A 19,989-nucleotide genomic window follows, 5' to 3' on the forward strand; every position below is an offset into this window, starting at 1 on the left:
CGTCCGGGCGGATACGATTCCGAGTTGGCACTACCTGTCTCATCGCACGGGATGGGCCGGGTTAGGCTGAACTGATCCCCCACGTCTTCGGTGAGCGCCGGACGCCCCACGTCCGGTCTCGACGCCACGGAGAGACACGACACCCCGCAGGAGGCCGAGGCTCGATGAGGTCCTCCGCATGGTTGCGCGCTCGTCCGCGTGCGCTCGCTTCGGCGGGTGCGGTCACGGCCGCGGCCGTCACCCTCACGACGCTGGCCTTCGTGTACCAGGGTGTCCCGACCACCGAGGTCGACCTCCATGACGGCGGCGTCTGGGTCACGAAGCAGTCGAGCCTCATGGTCGGCCATTTCAACCACGAGTCGCAGGTGCTCGACGGCGGGCTGCGGACGACGAGCGATGACTACGACATCCTCCAGTCGGGCGGCACGGTCCTCCTCGTCGACAACGCCGGCTCCGCGGTCAGCGTGATCGATCCCGGCATGGTCGCGCTCGCAGGCGCGGCGAGCGTCCCGGGCGACGCGGAGGTCGCGCTCGGTGCCTCGACCGTCGCGATCCTCGACCGCGCGTCGGGCGATCTGTGGGTGCTGCCCGCCGAAAGCGCCGGCACCTTCCAGATCGAGGGCACCGACCCGACCGTCAACGTCGGAAAGGGCGCGGATGTCACCGTCGGCGTCGACGGCGTGGTCCACGCGGTCTCGTCCGACAGCTCCGAACTCGTCACCGTGCGGCTTGCGGCCGACGAGACGCCGGAGGAGCCGATCCGCAGCGCGCTGCCGGGTCTCGACGACAAGGCCGAGCTGTCGGTCACCGCGGTGGGCGACAAGCCGGTCGTGCTCGACGCCGCCGCTGGCACCGTCATCGCGGACGGCCGCGCGACGGTCGTCGACGGCGGACGCAACGCGGTGCTGCAGCAGCCCTCCGCGTCATCGGATGCGGTGTCGCTCTCGACAGCGTCGACGTTCGTGCGCGTGCCGTTCGACGGCTCCGAGCCCACGACGGTGAAGGCCGGGGGCGAGGGTGCCCCCGCAGAGCCGGTCTGGCTCGACGGCTGCGGCTACGCCGCCTGGACCGGGTCGGGCCGGTTCGTGCGCGACTGCGCGGGCGACGGCGACGACCTCGCGGTCGACATCGACGGCATCGAGCCGACGTCGCTCTTGAAGTTCCGCGTCAACCGCGACGTCGTGGTGCTCAACGACGTCGTCGGCGGCGCCACGTGGATGGCCGTCGAAGACCTGCAGCGCGTCGACAACTGGGACGAGATCACCCCTCCCGAAGGCGAGACCGAGGACGACGAGCAGACCACCGAGGAGACCACCGAGACCGTCCTGCCGGAGCGGTCCGAGATCAACACGCCGCCTGACGCCAACGACGACGACCTCGGCGTCCGGCCGGGCCGCACCACCATCCTTCCCCTCCTGGACAACGACAGCGATCCCGATGGGGACGTGCTGACGACGCGGGTGCTCGACGGGGGTCCGTCGGTCGGCGAGGTGCAGTCGATCGACAACGGCCGTGCGCTGCAGATCGCGGTGCCCGAGGATGCCTCGGGCACGACCTCTTTCAGTTATGAGGTGTCCGACGGCCGCGGCGGCACCGACACCGCGAAGGTGTCGCTCGCGGTGCACGGCTGGGACGTCAACGCGCCACCGACGCAGAAGCGCGTCACGACCGTCGCGGTCGAGGCCGGCGGCACCATCACCTACAACGTGCTGCCCGACTGGATCGACCCCGACGGTGACGACGTGTTCCTGAGTTCGGTCGTGCCGGCGCAGGGCGATGAGGCGGACTTCACCTCGGACGGGCGCATCACCTACCGCGCGGTGGGTGGCACGCAGGGCCGCAAGGATGTCGAGATCTCGGTCTCCGACGGCTCCGATGCGACCGCAGGCACGGTGCGCTTCGACGTGCGGCCGGTCGGTTCGATCGATCCGGTCACGAACGCCGACTACGTCGCGGTGCGCGCGGGACAGACCGCCACGGTCTCGCCGCTGGCCAACGATGTCGGCGCGGGTCGCGAACCACTGCGACTGGCACGGGTCGATCCGGTGGCAGGGGCGGACACCGTGCCCGACTACGCGAACAAGACCTTCACGTTTCACTCCGCGACGCCCGGCACGTACTACGTGCAGTACCTGGTCGCCGCGGGTGCCGCCGGCATCCCCGGTATCGTTCGGGTCGACGTGATCCCCGAGGGCGAGACCGACCTGCCCCCGGTCGCGGTGCGTGACGTGGCGCTCCTGCCCAGCGGCGGCGAAGTGCTGGTCAACGTGCTGACCAACGATTCCGATCCCTCCGGCGGCATCCTGGTGGTGCAGTCCGTCACCGTCGAGCCGAACTCCGGCATCGCCGTAGCCGTGCTGAACCACGAGACGCTCCGCATCAGCGACCAGGCCGCCCTCTCGGAGCAGGTGCGCATCTCGTACCGCATCTCGAACGGTTCGCAGTCGGCCGAGGGGGATGTCATCGTCATTCCGATCCCGGCTCCCGCGCAGCTGCGCCCGCCGGTCGCGAACGACGACCAGGTCGTGGTGCGCGCCGGCGATGTGGTGACGATCCCGGTGCTGGAGAACGACTACCACCCCAACGGCGACGCCATCCACGTCGCCCCCGACCTGGTCCCGCCGCTGGTCGAGCCCGAGGACGGCGAGGTCTTCGTGTCGCAGGACACCGTGCGCTTCCGGGCGTCCGAGAAGCCGGGGACCGTCTACGCGACCTATGAAGCGGTGGACAGCACCGGCCAGAAGGACGCCGGCTACATCACCATCCAGGTGCTGCCGGTCAACGAAGAGACGAACGCCGCCCCGCGCCCGCACGACCTCACGGCGCGCGTGCTGGGTGGCAGTCGTGTCCGTGTCGCGGTGCCGCTGGACGGCATCGACGCGGACGGCGACTCGGTCGAGCTGGTCGGCCTCGCGTCGTCGCCCGGCAAGGGTCGCGTCGTGGAGACGGGCCCGGACTACCTCGTCTACGAGGCGTTCGATGATACCGCCGGCGTGGACACCTTCACGTACCGCGTGCGGGACCGTCTGGGCGCCGAGGCCACGGCGAGCATCCGGGTCGGGATCGCGCCGCCCGAGGGCGTCAACCAGGCACCGTATGCCGTCAAGGACTCCGTGCTGATGCGGCCCGGTCGCTCGGTGGCCGTGCCGGTGCTCGCGAACGACTCCGACCCCGACGGGGACAGATTCGGGATCGTCGAGGACGGCATCATCCTGCCCAGCGGGACGGGTGTGAAGGCCAAGGTCGAAGGCAACCGCGTCGTCGTGACCTCTCCGTCGGAGCCGATCGAGACGTCGCTGCAGTACACGATCCGCGACGCCCGCGGTGCCGAGGCGAAGGCCGTGCTGCAGATCACGGTGGCCGAGGACGTGCCGCTGCAGAAGCCGGTCGCCCGCGACGACTACGTGCGCGCCGCGGACGTCGAAGACGGCGTGGTCGATCTCGAGGTGCTCGCCAATGACGAGGATCCGGACGGCACGGTCGACGACCTCGAGCTGGAGGTCGCCGACGCCGATTCGCGCGTGCTGGCCGACGGCAAGGTCCGTGTGACGCTGGGCGACGCGGATCGGCTCGTCACGTACACGATCACCGACCGCGACGGGAACGCGGCATCCGCCTTCATCCACATCCCCGCGCTGTCCTCGCTGCCGCCCACCCTTCTCTCGACCGAGCCGATCGAGGTCAAGAGCGGCGAGACCGTCGAGCTGCCGCTGGCTGACCATGTCCGGTCCGCTGACGGCGGCAAGGTCATCATCACGGAGGCGGCGAAGGTCACTGCGGCGCACGCCGACGGTTCGTCGCTGATCAAGGATCAGACCACCCTGGTCTACACATCGGCCGGCGGGTACTTCGGGCCCGACGCGATCACGTTCGAGGTCACCGACGGCACCGGCCCCGACGATCCCGAAGGGCGCAAGGCCACTCTGACCCTGCCGATCACCGTGCTGCCGCCCGAGAACCAGCAGCCGGTCTTCGTCAACGGGCAGATGGATGTCGCACCCGGCGAGGACGCCACGACGCTCGACCTGGGCGGTCTCACCACGGACCCCGACCCCGAGGATGCCGAGCGCCTCGAGTACGAGATCGTCGGCGGATCGCCCGACGGCATGACCGCGTCGATCGAGGGCGACGAGCTGCGCGTGAGCGCGGCGGCCGAGACCAAGAAGGGCACCGCGGCCACCATCCGCGTGCGCATCGACGACGGCACCACCGAGCCGATCGAGGGCGTGGTCAACGTCCGCGTCATCGCCTCGACCCGCGAGCTGCCGACAGCGAACGACGACATCGTCCCCGAGGCGCATCAGGGCAAGACCGTCACGGTGCCCGTGCTGAGCAACGATGTGAGCCCGTTCCCCGACAAGCCGCTGAAGGTCACGACGGCCATCCTCGAGACCGGTCAGGGCGACGTCGACGTCGCCGGCGACGAGGTGAAGGTCACGCCGGACGCGAAGTTCTTCGGCACGATGGTGGTGCGCTATCGCGTGCAGGACGCGACCGGCGACCCGGACCGCGAGGTGGAGGGCCGCATCCGGCTCACGGTGCAGGGCAAGCCCGACGCGCCGGGCACGCCGACCGTCTCGAGCGTGCAGGACCGCACGGTGGTGCTCTCGTGGACGCCGCCGGCGAACAACGGCGCCGAGATCGAGCGCTACCTCGTCACGTCCACCGCGGGCAACTACGAGAAGGAGTGCCTCGCCACGACCTGCACGCTCGACGGCCTGACGAACAACGTGGAGTACAACTTCACGGTCGTCGCCGAGAACCGCGTCGGGCCGTCCGACGCGTCGGCGCCGTCCGAGACCGCGCGTCCCGATGCGCGGCCCGACACTCCCGCAGCGCCCACGCTGACCTTCGGCGACAAGAGTCTCGCGGTCTCGTGGGTTACCCCGACCACGCCCGGTTCGCCGGTGCAGAACTACACGCTGGAGATCTCGCCGGCGCCGCCGTCGGGCATCAGTCAGAAGACCGACGTCACCGGCAACTCGCTGACGTGGGACGGGCTGCAGAACGGCGTCGCCTACCAGGTGCGGGTGCAGGCGCACAACCTCGCCCCCGAGCCGTCGAGCTGGAGCCCGTGGTCCGTGACGGAGATCCCCGCAAAGGCGCCAGAGGCGCCCGCGGCTCCGTCGGTGAACCGCCTCGACCCGGTGGGCGACCAGGCGCAGCTCGAAGTGGTGTGGGCGGCGCCGGTCGACAACGGCGACGCGATCTCGGGCTACGAGCTGCAGGTGATGCAGGGCTCGTCCGTCGTGCGTACGGTCACCGGCATCCCCGGCTCTCAGCTGCGGCAGGCGTTGAATGTGACGACGTCGACGAGCGACTACACGTTCCGTGTGCGCGCCTCGAACAAGGCGGGCTGGAGTGCATGGGGCGCGGCCTCTGCACCTCGCCGCGCGTTCGGCGTGCCCGGCGTGCCGACGGGCGTATCGCTGTCGACTCCCAGCGGCAACAGCGCGGTCGTGGTCGCCTACGGCAACGCCCCGGGCAATGGCGCGAGTGCCGCGGAAGTGGCGTACGAGTACTCGCTGAACGGCGGCAACTGGGCGGCGATGCCGGGGAACAAGACGATCGCCGGCCTGTCGAACGGGACCACCTACACGATCCGCGTGCGCGCCTTCACTTCGATGGACGGCGTGCGCTACACCGGCGAGCCGTCGGCGGCGTCGAACGGGGCCATCCCGTACGGTCCGGTGAGGACCCCGGGTGCGTCCGCCAGCCGAAGCGGCACGAGCATCACCTTCGGCTGGAGCCTGCCCGCCACGAACGGGCGAGCGATCGACCGACTCGAGACGAGCATCGACGGTGGGAACTGGGTCAACCGCGGGGCGCAGAACGGCAGCCAGACGATCAACTACGGGTACAGCGAGACCCACACGATCCGGGTGCGCGCCATCGACGTCGAGGGCCAGGTGTCGGCGATCGACAGCGCCTCGGCGACCACGGTCGCGCCGCCGCAGCCGCGTGCCTGGACCAGCCGTGGCTCCAGCGCCGCGGGCATGCCCGGCTGCGATTCGGCATCCTGTTCCTACTTCGTCTTCAACGTCGAGAACTGGGTGCCCGGTACCTACACCTTGAGCTGCAACGACTCCGAGGGCAGATGGAGCAGCAACTCCTACCAGGTGGGAGCGAACGACAGCGTGCGACTGAGCTGCTACTCGGGCTATTCCGGCGCGAAGTGGGTGAGCTACAGCGGACCGGGTGGATCCGGCAACGCCGAATCCACCGCCTGGTAGCGGCCGGCGCGCGCACGATGCGGCCGGGAATCCCGGAGAGCCGATCGATGGGTGTTTGTCCCCATCGATCGGCTCTGATCAGGCGGATTATCATCGTGGCAGTTGACACTTCCCGTCCAATCGCGTTCCGTGAGTCGGGTTAGGGTGGACTGTTCCCTGATGTCTTCGGTGAGCGCCGGATGCCCCACGTCCGGTCTCGACGCCACGTAGAGACGCCCGACACCCCGCAGGAGGCCGAGGCTCGATGAGATCCTCCGCATGGCTGCGCGCTCGTCCCCGTGCGCTCGCATCGGCGGGTGCGGTCACGGCCGCGGCCGTCACCCTCACGACGCTGGCCTTCGTGTACCAGGGCGTCCCGACCACCGAGGTCGACCTCCATGACGGCGGCGTCTGGGTCACGAAGCAGTCGAGCCTCATGGTCGGCCATTTCAACCACGAGTCGCAGGTGCTCGACGGCGGTCTGCGGACGACAAGTGATGACTACGACATCCTCCAGTCCGGCGGCACGGTCCTCCTCGTCGACAACGCCGGCTCCGCGGTCAGCGTGATCGACCCCGGCATGGTCTCCCTGTCGGGGGCCGCCAGCCTGCCGGGCGACGCGAAGGTGGTGCTGGGTGGCACGACCGCCGCCATCCTCGACCGCGGTTCGGGCGATCTGTGGGTGCTGCCCGCCGAGAGCATCGGATCGTTCCAGATCGAGGGCGCCGATCCGACGACGAACCTCGGCGAGGGAGCGGATGTCGCGATCGGCGTCGACGGCATCGTCCACGGCGCGTCCGCCGAGACCGCGGAACTGGTCACGATACGGATGGGCGCGGACGACGCCCCCGAAGAGCCGGCGCGTGCCGCCCTGCCCGGCGTGGACGAGGACTCCGAGCTGTCGATCACCGCGGTCGGCGACAAGGCCGTGGTGCTCGACGCCTCCGACGGCACCGTCATCGCCGACGGCCGGGAGACCGAGATCGACGGCGGGCGAGATGCCGTGCTGCAGCAGCCGTCCGCCGCCTCCGACGCCGTCTCGGTGTCGACGGCGGCCGCGCTGGTGCGCGTGCCCTTCGACGGCTCCGCCGAGACCTCCACCGATGCCGGCGGCGATGGCGCGCCCGCGTATCCGGTGTGGCTGGACGGCTGCGCCTATGCGGCCTGGAGCGGCTCCGGCCGCTTCGTGCGCGACTGCGCGGGCGACGCCAGCGATCTCGAGGCCGACATCGACGGCGTCGAGCCGACCTCCCTGCTGCAGTTCCGCGTCAACCGCGACGTCGTGGTGCTCAACGACGTCGTCGGCGGTGCCACGTGGATGGCGGCCGAAGATCTGCAGCGCGTCGACAACTGGGACGAGCTGACACCTCCCGAGGGCGAGACGGAAGAGGACGAGCAGACCACCGAGGAGACCACCGAGACGGTGCTCCCGGAGCGCTCCGACATCAACACGCCGCCCGACGCCAACGACGACGACCTCGGCGTCCGTCCGGGCCGCACCACCATCCTCCCGCTGCTCGACAACGACAGCGACCCCGACGGGGACGTGCTGACGACGCGGGTGCTCGAGGGCGGCCCGTCGATCGGCGACGTGCAGTCGATCGACAACGGCCGCGCGCTGCAGATCGCGGTCCCCGAGGATGCCTCTGGGGCGGCATCCTTCAGCTACGAGGTCTCGGACGGCCGCGGCGGCACCGACACCGCGCGCGTCTCCCTCTCGGTGCACGGCTGGGACGTCAACGCGCCGCCGACCCAGAAACGTGTGACGACCGTCGCCATCGAGGCCGGCGGAACCATCACCTACAACGTGCTGCCGGACTGGATCGACCCGGACGGCGACGACGTCTTCCTCGGCGCGGTGACGCCCGCGGAGGGCGACGAGGCCGACTACACCTCGGACGGGCGCATCACCTACCGCGCCGTCGGCGGGACGCAGGGCCGCAAGGATGTCGAGATCTCGGTCTCCGACGGAACCGATGTCACGGTCGGCACGATCCGCTTCGACGTGCGGCCGGTCGGCTCGATCGACCCCGTGACCAACGCCGACTACATCGCGGTCCGCACCGGTCAGACGGCGACCGTGTCGCCGCTCGTCAACGATGTGGGCGCCGGTCGCGAGCCACTGCGCCTCGCGCGCGTCGATCCCGTCTCGGGCACCGACATCGTTCCCGACTACGCGAACAAGACCTTCACCTTCCGCTCTGCGACCCCCGGCACGTACTACGTGCAGTACATGGTGGCCGCCGGCACCGCGGGTGTGCCGGGCATCGTTCGGGTCGACGTGATCCCCGAGGGCGAGACCGACCTGCCCCCGGTCGCGGTGCGCGACGTGGCGCTCCTGCCGAGCGGCGGTGAGGTGCTGGTCAACGTGCTGACCAACGATTCCGATCCCTCCGGCGGCATCCTTGTGGTGCAGTCCGTCACCGTCGAGCCGAACTCCGGCATCGCCGTCGCCGTGCTGAACCACGAGACGCTCCGCATCAGCGACCAGGCCGCCCTCTCGGAGCAGGTGCGCATCTCGTATCGCATCTCGAACGGCTCGCAGTCGGCCGAGGGCGACGTCATCGTCATCCCGATCCCCGCGCCGGCACAGCTGCGCCCGCCCGTCGCGAACGACGACCAGGTCGTGGTGCGCGCCGGCGACGTGGTGACGATCCCGGTGCTCGACAACGACTACCACCCCAACGGCGACGCGATCCACGTCGCCCCGGATCTGATTCCGCCGCTGGTCGAGCCCGAGGACGGCGAGGTCTTCGTCTCGCAGGACACCGTGCGCTTCCGCGCCTCCGAGAAGCCGGGCACCGTCTACGCGACCTATGAGGCGGTCGACAGCACCGGGCAGAAGGATGCCGGCTACATCACCATCCAGGTGCTGCCGGTGAACGAAGAGACCAACGCCGCTCCCCGTCCGCACGACCTCACCGCGCGCGTGCTCGGCGGCACCCGGGTCCGCATCGCGGTGCCGCTGGACGGCATCGACGCCGACGGAGACTCGGTCGAGCTGGTCGGCCTGGCATCCTCGCCGAGCAAGGGCCGCATCACCGAGACCGGCTCCGACTACCTCGTGTACGAGGCCTTCGACGACACCGCCGGTGTCGACACCTTCACATATCGCGTGCGCGACAGGCTCGGTGCGGAGGCCACGGCGAGCATCCGGGTCGGGATCGCGCCGCCCGAAGGCGTGAACCAGGCGCCGTACGCCGTCAAGGACGCGGTCATCATGCGGCCCGACCGCTCGGTCGCCGTCCCCGTGCTCGCCAACGACTCCGACCCGGACGGCGACGAGTACGGCATCGTCAAGAACGGGCTCATCCTGCCCGATGTCGCAGGCCTCGAGGCGAAGGTGGAGGGCAACCGCGTCGTCGTGACCTCCCCGTCGGAGCCGATCGAGACGTCGCTGCAGTACACGATCCGCGATGCGCGCGGTGCGGAGGCGAAGGCCGTGCTGCAGATCACGGTGGCCGAGGACGTGCCGCTGCAGAAGCCGGTCGCCCGCGACGACTACGTGCGCGCCGCCGACGTGGAAGACGGCGTGGTCGATCTCGAGGTGCTCGCCAATGACGAGGATCCGGACGGCACGGTCGACGACCTCGAGCTGTCGGTCGCCGACGCGGACTCGCGTGTGCTCTCGGACGGCACCGTGCGGATCACGCTCGGCGACGCCGACCGCCTCGCCACGTACACGGTCACCGACCGCGACGGGAACGCGGCATCCGCTTTCATCCACATCCCGGCGCTGTCGTCGCTGCCGCCCACGCTCGTCTCGACCGAGCCGATCGAGGTCGAGAGCGGCGAGACCGTCGAGCTGCCTCTCTCGGAGCACGTCCGGTCTGCCGACGGCGGCAAGGTCGTCATCACCGAGGCGGCCAAGGTGACCGCTGCGCACGCCGACGGTTCGTCGCTGATCAAGGATCAGACCACCCTGGTCTACACATCGGCCGCCGGGTACTTCGGGCCCGACGCGATCACGTTCGAGGTCACGGACGGGACCGGTCCTGACGATCCCGAAGGACGCAAGGCGACGCTGACCCTGCCGATCACGGTGCTGCCGCCCGAGAACCAGCAGCCGGTCTTCGTGAACGGGCAGATGGATGTCGCACCCGGCGAGGACCCGGCCACTCTCGACCTGGGTGGTCTCACCACCGACCCCGACCCCGAGGACGCGGACCGCCTGGAGTTCGACATCGTCGGCGGATCGCCGGACGGCATGACGGCGTCCATCGAGGACGACGAGCTGCGCGTCAGCGCCGCCGCGGAGACGAAGAAGGGCACCGCGGCGACACTTCGCCTGCGAATCACGGACGGCACCACCGAGCCTGTCGAGGGAACCGTGACGGTTCGAGTGATCGCGTCGACGCGCGAACTGCCCACGGCCAATGACGACGTGATCGACGAGGCCGACCAGGGCAAGACGATCACGGTGCCCGTCCTGAACAACGACGTCAACCCGTTCCCCGACAAGCCGCTGAAGGTGACGACCGCGGTGCTCGAGACCGGTCAGGGCGACGTCGACGTGGCGGGCGACCAGGTGCAGGTGACGCCGGACGCGAAGTTCTTCGGCACGATGGTGGTGCGCTATCGCGTGCAGGACGCCACGGGCGATCCCGATCGGGAGGTCGAGGGCCGCATCCGGCTGACGGTGCAGGGCAAGCCCGACGCTCCCGGTACGCCGACCGTCTCGAGCGTGCAGGACCGCACGGTGGTGCTCTCGTGGACGCCGCCGGCGAACAACGGCGCCGAGATCGAGCGCTACCTCGTCTCCTCCACCGCGGGCAACTACGAGAAGGAGTGCCTCGCCACGACCTGCACCCTCGACGGACTGACGAACAACGTGGAGTACAACTTCACGGTCGTCGCCGAGAACCGTGTCGGGCCGTCCGACCCGTCGGCGCCGTCCGAGACCGCGCGCCCCGACGCGCGTCCGGATACGCCGGCCGCACCGTCGCTGGTCTTCGGCGACCGGAGCCTCTCGGTGTCGTGGGTCACGCCGACGACGCCGGGCTCCCCGGTCGAGAAGTACAAACTCGAGATCTCGCCGGCGCCGGCCTCGGGCATCAGTCAGAAGACCGACGTCACCGGCAACTCGACGGTGTGGGACGGCCTCCAGAACGGCGTCGCCTACCAGGTGCGGGTGCAGGCGCTCAACCGCGCGCCCGAGCCGTCGAGCTGGAGCCCGTGGTCGGTGAGCGAGATCCCGGCCCGGGCGCCCGACGCGCCCGCCGCACCGACGACGGCGCGGCTGCAGCCGGTGGGGTCGCAGGCGCAGATGCAGGTGGCGTGGAACGCACCCGCCGACAACGGCGATGCGATCTCGGGGTACCAGCTCGACGTCCTTCGCGGCTCGTCGCTGCTCAACTCGATCCCCGTCGCGGCGGGGCAGACGAGCCAGGCCGTCGTCGTGGACACCTCGACCACCGACTACACGTTCCGGGTGCGCGCGCAGAACAAGGCCGGCTGGGGTCAGTTCAGCGCGACCTCGGCGCCGCAGCGCGCGTTCACGCCGCCCGGGGCTCCGACGAGCGTGACGGCGCGCGAGGGCGATCGCTCGCTCACGGTGACCTTCCAGCCCGGCGCGTCCAACGGGGCGAACCCCGGCGAGCTGAGCTACCAGGCGTCCGTGAACAACGGCGGCTGGCAGGCTCTGGCGGGCAACGGCGTCATCGGCGGACTGACGAACGGGACGAACTACTCGGTGCGGGTCCGGGCCGTCGCCACGGTGAACGGCGTCAGCGAACCTGGCGCCGAGTCCGCGCCTTCCAACACCGTGAAGCCCTACGGGCCCGTCCGCAACCCGAACGTGAGCGCGAAAGCGAGCGGTACGAGCATCACCTTCAGCTGGAGCCCGCCCGCCGAGAACGGTCGCGCCATCACGGCGATGCAGATCCGAATCGACGGCGGCGGGTGGCAGGACGTGGCGCTGAACAACTCGCGGACCAACAACTACGGCTACAGCGAACGCCACACGATCGAGGCACGCGCCCAGGATGCCGCCGGCCAGTGGAGCGGGATCGCCTCGGACGCCGCGACCACCGTGGCTGCGCCTCAGCCGAAGGTGTGGGTCACGAAGGGAAGCTCCGCGCAGGGACAGCCCAACTGCAGCACCGCGCAGTGCGCGTACTTCCTGGTGCACACCGAGAACTTCCCCGCGGGCGACTACTCCGTCTCGTGCAACGCCACGGGCCCCTACGGCGGCACGCCGTTCGCCGGCGGCGCGACGAGGCACCTGCCCGCGAACGGGACGGTGCAGCTGGGCTGCTACTTCGGTGACGACGGCGAGCAGGTGTGGATCTCGATCGGCGGCTGGGGCAACAGCGAGCGGCGAACCTGGCAGTAGCGAGAGCTGCGAAGACGACTCATGAAAAGGAACGAATCACGATGACGATGACCCCCGAACAGGCGGCCTGGTTCCAGGGCACCTTCGCACGCCTGGTCGACAACGTCGACCAGGCCCTCATGGGCAAGCGCGAGGTCGTGGCGCTCGTGCTGTCGGCGATGCTCGCCGAAGGCCACGTGCTGCTGGAGGATGCCCCGGGCACCGGCAAGACGAGCCTCGCCAAGGCGCTCGCGGCGACGGTGCAGGGCACCAGCAGCCGCATCCAGTTCACGCCCGACCTGCTGCCGTCCGACGTGACCGGCGTGACGATCTACGACCAGGCCTCGCACCGCTTCGAGTTCCACCGCGGACCCGTGTTCGCCTCGATCGTGCTCGCCGACGAGATCAACCGCGCCTCGCCGAAGACGCAGTCGGCGCTGCTGGAGGTCATGGAGGAGTCGCGGATCACGGTCGACGGCGTCACCCATGACGTCGGTCGCCCGTTCCTCGTGATCGCGACCCAGAACCCCATCGAGCAGGCGGGCACCTACAAGCTGCCCGAGGCTCAGCTCGACCGGTTCCTCGTCAAGACCTCGATCGGCTACCCCGACCTTGCTGTGGCCGAGCGCATCCTCGCCGGAGCCGCCGACCGCAACCCGTCGGCGCACCTTCCCGCCATCATCACGACGGGCGCCGTCGCCGACATGGCCGACCTCGCCGGCACCGTGCACGTCGACCCCGCCGTCCTGCGCTACACGGCGCAGCTGGCCGAGGCGACCCGTGACGACGAGGCCACGCGCGTCGGCGTCTCGGTGCGCGGTTCGCTCGCGATGATCCGCATCGCCAAGGTGTACGCCGCCGCGCAGGGGCGCCACTTCGTGCTGCCCGATGACATCAAGGCGCTCGTCGCGCCGGTGTGGACCCACCGCATCGTGCTCGACCCCGAGGCTGAGTTCGCGGGCACGTCGGCCGAGACCGTCGTCGCGCGCGTGCTCGAGTCGATCGCCGCACCTCAGGCGAGGTCCGCGGCCTGATGACGACGGAGGCACTCGGGCAGGCGACGGCCACGGAGGACCGTCGCGCCTGGTACAGGCAGCTGGCGCTGGACGCGCTGCGCCGCGCCGGCGGCGTGCTCGGACGCGTGTTCGCGGTCGTGCGCCCCGCCGCCTGGGTGCTTCTCGCCGGCGCCGTGGCGCTGTGGATCGCCGGTCGGTCGCTCGGCTGGTGGGAGCTGACCGTCGCGGCCGTCTCCATCGCCGTCGTGCTGCTGCTCTGCCTGCTGTTCCTCATCGGGCGCACCGCCTACGACGTCTCGCTCGACCTCAACCGCACGCGCGTCGTCGTGGGCGAGCGCGCCATCGGCGCACTGACACTCTCGAACACCGGCGCGCGCGCCATCCTGCCCTCCCGCGTGCTGCTGCCGGTCGGCAGCGGGCGCGGCGTGTTCGACGTGCAGCGGCTGGCGGCCGGCGAGTCCGCGGAGGAGCTCTTCGCCATCCCCACGTCCCGCCGCGCCGTCGTCAAGGTCGGGCCGGTCAGCGTCGTGCGCGGCGATCCCCTCGGCCTGTTCGAGCGCGTGCACCGTCGTGACGAACCGGTCGACCTGTTCGTCCACCCGCGCACCGTGCTGTTCGACGGCCAGTCGCTCGGGTTCCTGCGCGACCTCGAGGGTCTTCCCGCCACCGATCTCTCGCCCGACGACGTGTCGTTCCACGCCCTGCGCGAGTATCAGCCGGGCGACGACCTGCGCCACGTGCACTGGAAGTCCACCGCGCGCACCGGACACATGATGGTGCGCCAGTACGAGGAGACGCGCCGCTCGCATTTCGTGATCGGCCTCTCGACGAGCCCGGCCGACTATCGCGACGACGCGGAGTTCGAGCTCGCGATCTCCGCCGCCGGCTCGCTCGGCCTTCGGGCACTGCGCGACTCGCACCGCGTCGAGGTGCGGGTGCAGGAGCGCGCACTGCCGTCCGGCACGGGCAAGCAGTTCCTCGACTCCCTCTCGGCGCTCGGTCAGTCCAAGCCGCGCGCGGGCACGGTCGTCGACCTCGCCGGCGTGGTGGCGGCCACCCTGCCGCTCGCGAGCGTCGTCGTGCTCGTGTGCGGCAGCCGGGTCGACGCCAACGACCTGCGCAGCGCCTGCAGCCGCCTGCCGTTCGGCGCGCGCGTCCTCGCGGTGGTCGCGTCGCCCGGCGAGTCCGCTCCCTCGCTGCGCCGCATCGGCGAGGCGGATGTCGTCACGCTCGGCGCGCTCGAGCAGCTGCCCAACGCGCTGCGGAAGGTCCTCGCATGACCGCCCCCGTCACCCCCCTGTCGCGTGCGGGATCCGCCCCGGCCACGCGTGCCGCTGCACCGCGGGTCCCCGCGCCGCGTGCCGCGGGGGAGTCTCTGTCGCTGCGCCGGTGGATCCTCGATCTCGGCGCCGTGACGCTGCTGCTCCTCATCCCCATCGTGGGGTTCTGGCCGACCTTCGACGGTGCGCGCTATCTGGTCGCGGCCCTCGGCGGGCTCGTGCTCGGCATGGCGCTGGGCGTCCTGGGCGCGCTGTTCCGGTGGGGCATCCTGCTCCTCACGGGTGCCACCGTCATCGTCTACTTCCTGTTCGGCGGCGCTCTCGCGCTGCCGAACACCACGGTCGCGGGCGTCGTGCCGACTCTCGAGACGCTGCGCCTGCTCGCCCTCGGCACGTTCATGTCGTGGAAGCAGCTGCTCACCACGATCGCGCCGGTGGCGACCGACGACGGCCACCTGATCGTGCCGTTCATCCTCGCGCTGGTCGCGGCCGTGCTGACGACGTCGCTCGCGCTGCGGCTGCGCAACGCGGCGTGGTCGCTGATCCCCGCGGCCGCATTCCTCGCGATCGAGATCGCGCTGGGCACCTCCGAGCCGTTCGTGCCGGTCGTCCAGGGCGTCGTGTTCGGGCTCGTCGCCGTGGTCTGGCTGGCGCTGCGCCAGGCGTGGCAGCCGCAGGCCGCGGCCATCTCGGTCGGCGAGGGCTCGGCGAGCTCGGGCGCAGGAATCCGCAGGGTGCTGTCGGGTGCGGCGGTCATCGCCATCGCCGCGGTCATCGGCATCGCCACGAGCGGCTTCGCGGCACCGACGTCGCCCCGCTACGTCCTGCGCGACGTCGTGATCCCGCCGTTCGACATCCGCGAGTTCGCGAGCCCGCTGCAGTCGTTCCGCGCCTATGTGCGCGACCACCCGGAGGACGCGCTCTTCACGGTCAGCGGTCTGCCCGAGGGCGCCCGTGTCCGCCTGGCCACCATGGACGCCTACAACGGCACCGTCTACAACGTCTCGGACGAGGGCAGCGGCTCCTCCAGCGCGTTCTCGCCCGCCCGTACCAACATGTCCGCCGATGCCGAGGGCACCGATGCGCAGGTGCACGTCGAGATCGGCGCCCTGGAGAGCGTGTGGATGCCGGATGCCGGCGCCGCGCGCAGCGTCACGTTCGACGGCGACCGGGCGGACGACCTGCGACGCACCGCGCACTACAACGAGGCGACCGAGACGGGCGTGGTGACGGCCGGCCTCGAGAAGGGCGACGCCTACACGATCGACGCGGTGATCCCCGACGTCCCGAGCGACGAGCAGCTCGCCGACCAGGCGTTCGCACCGCTGAAGATGCCCAAGCAGGAGGGCGTGCCCGAGAGCCTCGCCGAGGTCGCATCGAAGACCGTCGCCGAGGCGACGACTCCCGTCGAACAGGTGCGCGCCCTGCAGCTGATGCTGTCGGAGGGCGGCTACTTCAGCCACGGCCTCGCCGGTCAGCCGCTTTCGCGCGCCGGCCACGGCGCCGAGCGGATCGCGACGCTGCTCGGCTCGCAGCAGATGGTGGGCGACGACGAGCAGTACGCCACCGCGATGGCGCTCCTCGCGGCCCAGGTGGGCATTCCCGCCCGCGTCGTCATGGGGTTCTATCCCGAAGAGGACGCCGCCGGCGAACCGGTCTTCACCGCGACGGGCGACAATCTGCACGCGTGGGTCGAGGTCGCATTCGACGACGCCGGCTGGGTGCCGTTCGACCCGACGCCCCCCGAGGACCAGGTCCCCAGTGACCAGACGACGAAGCCGAAGGCCGACCCGAAGCCGCAGGTGCTGCAGCCGCCGCCCCCGCCGGCCGAGCCCGTCGACCTGCCGCCGACCGTCGCGGACGACCGCGGGTCGGAGGATGAGGACGGCCTCGACCTCGGCCTGCTGTGGACCATCGTGTCGATCGGCGTCGGCGTACTGGGAGTCCTCGCGGTCCTGCTCGCGCCCTTCATCGTGATCGGGGCGCTCAAGGCCACCCGCCGCCGTCAGCGTCGAGACGCGGAGCGCGCGTCCGACCGCATCAGCGGCGGCTGGGACGAGCTGGTCGACCGTGCCACGGACTACGGCGCGCCGGTTCGTCCCGGGGCGACTCGTCAGGAGGAGGCGGGCGTGCTGACGGCGGCGCTCGCCGAGCCGCGCGTCGCGTCGCTCGCGACCCGGGCGGATCTCGAGGTCTTCGGTCCGACCGAGCCGACGCCCGATGACATCGACGCGTTCTGGTCGCAGGTCGACGAGATCGTCGGCGGCATGGGCAAGGAGCGGTCGCTGTGGCAGCGGCTGCGCGCGCGGCTCAGCATCCGATCGTTGCTCGAAGGCACCCGCTTCGCGCTGCCGGCACGTCTCACGCCCCCGCGTCGGACGGCGAAGCCTGCGGCGAAGGGCACGGCGGCCGAGCCGGAGGCGCCCGACGCCGCGCCGTCGAAGCGCGCGTCGCGTCGCGCGGGCCGGCGCCGCGCCGCAGAACCCACCCACCCCCCGCAGGAGACCGAATGACCACCAGCCCGCCCGTCGCCGCCCCCGCGGCGACCATCGGACGCCGTGCGGGGGCGTTCGCGATCGACCTCGGGGTCGCCTACGGCATCGCGGCGGTGCTGGTCGGGGTCGCGGTCCCCGTCGTCTTCGGCGTCGGCGCGACGGGTGACTCGGCGAGCCTCGCGGTGGCCGTCGTCCTCGCCTACCTCGTGGTCGGCGGTGCGCTGCTCGCCTGGTGGCTGGTGTACTCGGCGATGCAGGGCGGGCGCGGCTCGATCGGACAGCGGGCCCTCGGGCTCCAGCTGCAGGACGTCGACTCGCGCGGCCGGATCGGATTCTGGCGCGCGGTGTGGCGGAACATCGTGTTCGGGCTCGCAGGATCGATCGTCGTCGGCTACTTCTCGCCGCTGTTCGACTCCAGCGGTCGCCGCCAGGGCTGGCACGACATGGCGTCGCGATCGGTGGTGCACGACATCCGGGCCGGCCACCTGACGACTCGCCACGACGCGACCGCACTCCTGGCCGAGAATCCCTACCTGGCGGCGGTGCGCCCGCCGGTCGCGCAGCCGCTGTACGCGGCGCCGATGCCCGGCTTCCCGGGAGCGGCTGCACCGGCACCGGTGACGGCACCGGCACCGGCCGAAGCACCACCGGCGGTGGCGGGTCCGGCTCCGGCCACGCGCCCCATCGCACCCATCCGTCCCGGGGTGATCGACGGCGTGCCGTGGGTGACCGGCGACGCGCCGGTCACCCGCGCGGCGCAGACCGATGACTTCCCGAGCATGACGATGCCGTTCCCGGCGGCGACGACCACCGAGCCTCTCGCCGCCCTGTTCGGCGCGGGCACGCCCTCGGCTCCCGCCCCGGCTCCCGCTCGGCCGTTCGCCTCCGTCGCGTCGGTCGTCGCCCCTCCGGCGGCACCTGCGCGGCCCCTGGCGTCGGTCGTGGTCCCGGCATCGGTCGCGTTCGCGTCGTCGACGGACGATCTGGACGAGACCCGCCTCGTCGTGCCGCCGCCCGCGCAGCGCGCCGCGCTGTACGACGAGGCTCCGGTGCTCGCCGTCCTCACCTGGGACGACGGGACCCGGATGGCCGTATACGGGCGCACGCTCTACGGGCGCAATCCGGCGAACGAGGACGGCGCGGTCTCCATCCCCGTGCGCGACGAGACGCTGTCGCTCTCGAAGACGCATTTCGAGATCGGCGGCGACTCCACCGGTGCGTGGATCGTCGACCGCCACTCGACCAACGGCACCACGCTCGTGCGCGATGGCGCACGGATCCCGCTGATGCCCGGCGTGCGCACCAACGTGCGTGCCGGCGACACCTTCGAGTTCGGCGACCGGCGCGTCGCCGTGAGCGTCGCGTGATGACCGATCCGGTGGCGCCGATCGCGGTCGCGTGCGGAGCGGCGACCGACGCGGGTCTGCGGCGCCGCATCAATGAGGACTCCTACATCGCCGCCGCGCCGCTGTTCCTCGTGGCCGACGGCATGGGCGGTCACAACGCGGGCGAGATCGCCAGTGCGGCGGTCATCGACGAGTTCGCGGCGCTCGCCGGCCGCGAGAGCCTCACCATCGACGAGGTGCAGACGGCGGTGACGGCCTCGCGGCGCCGCGTCGCGATGCTGCCGCCCGGTGCCGGCGCGGGAGCAGGTACCACCCTGGCCGGTGTCGTGATCGCCGATGTGGACGGCGAGGGCTACTGGCTGGCCATCAACCTCGGCGACTCGCGCACCTACCGCCTCAGCGAGGGGCGGTTCGAGCAGGTGAGCGTCGACCACTCCGTGGTGCAGGAGCTCGTGGACAGCGGGGAGCTCGCCGCCGATGCGGCCGAGCGGGACTCGCGACGCAATGTGATCACCCGGGCCATCGGCGCCGGAAGCGACTCCGAACCGGACTACTGGCTGCTCCCGGCAGAGGAGGGCGACCGCATCCTCGTCTGCTCGGACGGCCTCTCCGGCGAGCTCGATCGCGACGCGCTCCACGCCATCCTGCTCACCGAGACCGACCCGCAGGCCGCGGCGACGCGGCTGGTGCACGAGGCGATGGTGCGAGGCGGTCGCGACAACATCACCGCGCTGGTCGTCGACGCGCTCGCGGTGCGCACACGTACGAACCGGACGTGGGAACGCGATACGGTGCCGGTGAGCGCCCCCGCGCATCCGCTCGCCGACATCGACGGCGACACGCTGCCGCGTGCGGTCGCCACAGGAGGATTCTGATGCCGACGCTGTACGCCCCGGGAACCACGCCGATCGCGGTCACGCCGCGCGGTTTCGCGGTGCTCGAACCGGGAACCTCGGCAGCGCTCCTCGGGCGCATCCGCACCCTCGTCGCCGAGGGGCGCGGGCTGGGCGGCGTCATCGAGGCTCTCACGGGCGCCTACGGCGCGTCGCTGACGGCGATCCCCGCCTTCGCGGTGGCGCTCCCCGAGGGGGACGGCATCCGCATCGCCGTTCGCGGCGACTTCGCCTTCGAGGTCGACGCGGCGACGCCCGAGCGCGTCACGGGCACCGGCGTCACGACGTGGACCGAGCGGGTGATCCCCGCGGTCGTGCGCGTCGCGCTGACGACGTCCGACCCTGACGCATCGTCCCCCGCCGAGTGGGAGATCGCCGACGGCGTCGTGCTGGCCGGCGGGATCGTGTGGGATGCCGCGGCCCCACGCCCGTCG

General features: G+C 71.2%; 7 protein-coding genes and 1 pseudogene. All 8 read left to right on the plus strand.

Going from position 1 to position 19,989, the window contains the following annotated elements:
* Window positions 1–164: 164 nt before the first annotated feature.
* Entirely contained in the window at window positions 165–6,233 is a 6,069-nt protein-coding gene (locus tag ACI3KX_RS12865; RefSeq protein WP_404909965.1) for an Ig-like domain-containing protein, read from the plus strand.
* A gap of 244 nt (window positions 6,234–6,477) precedes the next feature.
* The gene (locus tag ACI3KX_RS12870; RefSeq protein ID WP_404909966.1) at window positions 6,478–12,546 is read left to right on the plus strand and encodes an Ig-like domain-containing protein; all 6,069 of its coding nucleotides are present in this window, start codon (window positions 6,478–6,480) and stop codon (window positions 12,544–12,546) included.
* 41 nt (window positions 12,547–12,587) lie between these two features.
* On the plus strand, window positions 12,588–13,559 hold the full coding sequence (locus tag ACI3KX_RS12875) for a MoxR family ATPase (protein ID WP_349425887.1): 972 nt from the start codon (window positions 12,588–12,590) through the stop codon (window positions 13,557–13,559).
* Window positions 13,559–14,821: a DUF58 domain-containing protein gene (locus ACI3KX_RS12880; protein ID WP_404909967.1), complete on the plus strand. Its 1,263-nt coding sequence runs from the start codon at window positions 13,559–13,561 to the stop codon at window positions 14,819–14,821. Before ACI3KX_RS12875 ends, ACI3KX_RS12880 begins: the two co-directional genes overlap by 1 nt.
* A complete protein-coding gene (locus tag ACI3KX_RS12885) occupies window positions 14,818–17,334 on the plus strand; it encodes a transglutaminaseTgpA domain-containing protein (RefSeq protein WP_404909968.1) in 2,517 nt (838 codons plus the stop codon). Before ACI3KX_RS12880 ends, ACI3KX_RS12885 begins: the two co-directional genes overlap by 4 nt.
* Window positions 17,331–18,683: an RDD family protein gene (locus ACI3KX_RS12890; protein ID WP_404909969.1), complete on the plus strand. Its 1,353-nt coding sequence runs from the start codon at window positions 17,331–17,333 to the stop codon at window positions 18,681–18,683. Before ACI3KX_RS12885 ends, ACI3KX_RS12890 begins: the two co-directional genes overlap by 4 nt.
* Window positions 18,683–19,537 (plus strand): protein phosphatase 2C domain-containing protein, encoded by an 855-nt coding sequence (locus tag ACI3KX_RS12895; RefSeq protein ID WP_363356475.1) that lies wholly within the window; start codon window positions 18,683–18,685, stop codon window positions 19,535–19,537. Before ACI3KX_RS12890 ends, ACI3KX_RS12895 begins: the two co-directional genes overlap by 1 nt.
* Window positions 19,537–19,989: pseudogene (locus tag ACI3KX_RS12900) on the plus strand (FHA domain-containing protein); the annotation flags it as partial. The gene ACI3KX_RS12895 and the pseudogene ACI3KX_RS12900, both read left to right, overlap by 1 nt.

It is taken from the genome of Microbacterium sp. ZW CA_36 (assembly GCF_044987475.1).
Classification (GTDB): Bacteria; Actinomycetota; Actinomycetes; order Actinomycetales; family Microbacteriaceae; genus Microbacterium.

Excerpts from the sequence above, each read along its gene's own strand:
- ACI3KX_RS12875 (WP_349425887.1), top strand. The coding sequence starts at position 12,588 with ATGACGATGACCCCCGAACAGGCGGCCTGGTTCCAGGGCACCTTCGCA.
- ACI3KX_RS12890 (WP_404909969.1), top strand. The coding sequence starts at position 17,331 with ATGACCACCAGCCCGCCCGTCGCCGCCCCCGCGGCGACCATCGGACGC.
- ACI3KX_RS12880 (WP_404909967.1), top strand. The coding sequence starts at position 13,559 with ATGACGACGGAGGCACTCGGGCAGGCGACGGCCACGGAGGACCGTCGC.
- ACI3KX_RS12865 (WP_404909965.1), top strand. The coding sequence starts at position 165 with ATGAGGTCCTCCGCATGGTTGCGCGCTCGTCCGCGTGCGCTCGCTTCG.
- ACI3KX_RS12895 (WP_363356475.1), top strand. The coding sequence starts at position 18,683 with ATGACCGATCCGGTGGCGCCGATCGCGGTCGCGTGCGGAGCGGCGACC.
- ACI3KX_RS12870 (WP_404909966.1), top strand. The coding sequence starts at position 6,478 with ATGAGATCCTCCGCATGGCTGCGCGCTCGTCCCCGTGCGCTCGCATCG.
- ACI3KX_RS12885 (WP_404909968.1), top strand. The coding sequence starts at position 14,818 with ATGACCGCCCCCGTCACCCCCCTGTCGCGTGCGGGATCCGCCCCGGCC.